General features: G+C 71.4%; 2 protein-coding genes. Both read right to left on the bottom strand.

Annotation, left to right across the window (positions count from 1 at the left end):
- Positions 1–199: 199 nt before the first annotated feature.
- Complete coding sequence (gene mdlC / locus ABZ464_RS51935) at positions 200–1,786, bottom strand: benzoylformate decarboxylase (protein ID WP_359290027.1); 1,587 nt, start codon at positions 1,784–1,786, stop codon at positions 200–202.
- 29 nt (positions 1,787–1,815) lie between these two features.
- The coding region (locus tag ABZ464_RS51930) for a heme-binding protein (protein WP_359290025.1) at positions 1,816–2,160 on the bottom strand (345 nt) is incomplete at its 5' end.

Raw genomic sequence — 2,160 nt, 5'->3', positions numbered from 1 at the left:
GCCGAGTGTCTCGTCGTCGGTCCACAGGTCGAGGTAGCGGCGGAACTGTTCGTGGACGGTGGCGGGGTCGTCGCGGCCGACCGGGTCGTGCACGGACTGGAAGAACTCGAAGAGCCAGGGCTTGATCATCGCTGTTTCCTCATCGATGGACAGGGACAGGAAGTTCGGCGGCCACCGCTCCGGGCGGCCGGCACCGTGATCAGGGTCGGGTGCGTTCGGTCTCGACTTCGATCAGGGCGGGTTTGCCGCTGCCGAGGGCCGATTTGAAGGCCGCGGCGAAGTCCTCGGGCGTACTCACCGACGTGGCGTTCATGCCGTAGCCCCGCGCGAGCAGGGTGAAGTCGATGTCGGGGACGTCCATGCCGGGGACTTCGCCGGCATCGAGGATCTCGGCGAACCAGCGCAGCGCCCCGTAGGTCCCGTTCTTGAGGATGACCGTGATGACGGGGATGTTGTACTGGGCGGCCGTCCAGAGCGCGGTGATCCCGTAGTTCGCCGAACCGTCGCCGATGAGTGCGACGACCTGCCGTTCGGGGCGGGCCAGTTGGGCACCGACCGCGGCCGGCAGACCGAACCCGAGACCGCCGGCCGCGGGCCACAGGTAACTGCCGGGCTCCCGGAGGTCCGTCTGCGCCCAGAAGGCGCTCGTGGTGGAAGTCGTCTCCGAGACCCAGACGGTGTCGGCGGGCGCGAGCGCACGCAGGTCGGCGAAGAGCCGCTCCGGGTGCACCCGGCCGTTCGACTCGGCCGGTACCGGGAAGTCGGGCAGCGGGGGAAGCGGCGGACGAAGGCCGGGGGTGACGGCGTCCGCCAGCCTGGTGACGGTGTCGTGGATCGCGCCGACGAGGGCCTCGCCCATCGGAGCCCGGGTCGCCTCGGCCGCGTCGCCGGTGACCTGTAGGAGGCGGGCACCGGGCGGAAGGTAGGGCCCCGGCTCGAACTGGTGGTAACGGAACACCGGGGCCCCGATCACCAGGATCAGATCGTGTCCGGCCAGCGCCTCCGTCACTCCCTTCACCGATGACGGGAGCTGGCCGCGGAAGGCGCGGTGCCGGGTCGGGAAGGAACAGCGCGAGGAGAACGGGGAGAGCCACACGGTGGCGCCGAGGGCCTCCGCCAGCCGTACCGCGTCGTCGTACGCGCCCGAGGCGTCGACCTCGGGCCCCAGCACGAGCACGGGGCTGGCCGCCTCGTCCAGCGCGGTCACCAGCTCGGCGAGCTGGTCGCCGCTCAGGCAGGCCCCGGCGGCGGTCCGCCGGCGCAGCAGGTGCGCCGTCTCCTCGGGCGCCTCCCGGGCCCAGTCGTCATAGGGCACCGCCACGAACACCGGGCCCTGGGCCGGCAGCGTCGCCGTGTGGATCGCCTGGCTCATCACCCGCGGCACATCCTCGGCGCAGGCCGGCTCGGCGCTCCATTTGACCAGCGGCCGCAGCAGCGCCTCCGGCTCCACGATGGACAGCACCACCTCCTGCCCGACCGTGCTGCGCACCTGCTGGCCCGCCAGCACGACGAGCGGGGTGTGCGAGTACACCGAGTTCGTCAGCACGCCCATCGCGTTGCCGGTGCCGGCCGCGGCGTGCAGGTTGACCAGGGCGGGCCCGCCACTCGCCTGCGAGTAGCCGTCCGCCATGGCCAGCACCGCGCCCTCGTGCAGCCCCAGGACGTACCGGAAGTCGTCCGGCATGCCCGCGAGGAAGGGCAGCTCGTTCGAGCCCGGATTGCCGAAGACCGTCGTCAGGCCGTGCGTCCGCAACAGCTCGTACGTCACATCACGCACAGTCGTCATAGTCAGTACTTCCTTGGGAGTCCGGCCGGTCAGGCGAGCAGGTCGGTGATGGTCTTGAGGGCGAGGGTGGCGATGCGGTCGTCGGTGTCGCCGTCGGCGCCGCCGATGCCGATGCCGCCGATGATTTCGGTGTCGTCGACGGTGATGGGTTGTCCGCCGGGGGCGGGCAGGAGGTGGGGGTCGATGAGGTGGGGTGGTGCGGCGGCCATCTGGGGGCTGGTGGCGAAGTGGGCGAAGGCGGTGGTGCTGAAGCCGGTGACGGCGGAGGTGTAGGCCTTGCGGCGGGCGGTTTCGATGCCGATGGGTCCGACGCCGTCGTCGGCGAGGAGGATGCGGGTGATGCCGCCGCGGTCGACGATGGCGACGGCGAGTCG

The sequence above is a fragment of the Streptomyces sp. NPDC005820 genome (genome assembly GCF_040630255.1).
Classification (GTDB): Bacteria; Actinomycetota; Actinomycetes; order Streptomycetales; family Streptomycetaceae; genus Streptomyces.
Note: the sequence above shows the minus strand (reverse complement) of the source record. Positions and strands in the feature narration are given on the sequence as shown.

What these genes read in the sequence shown, in the direction of transcription:
- mdlC (WP_359290027.1), bottom strand. Translation starts at nt 1,786, where the DNA reads ATGACGACTGTGCGTGATGTGACGTACGAGCTGTTGCGGACGCACGGC.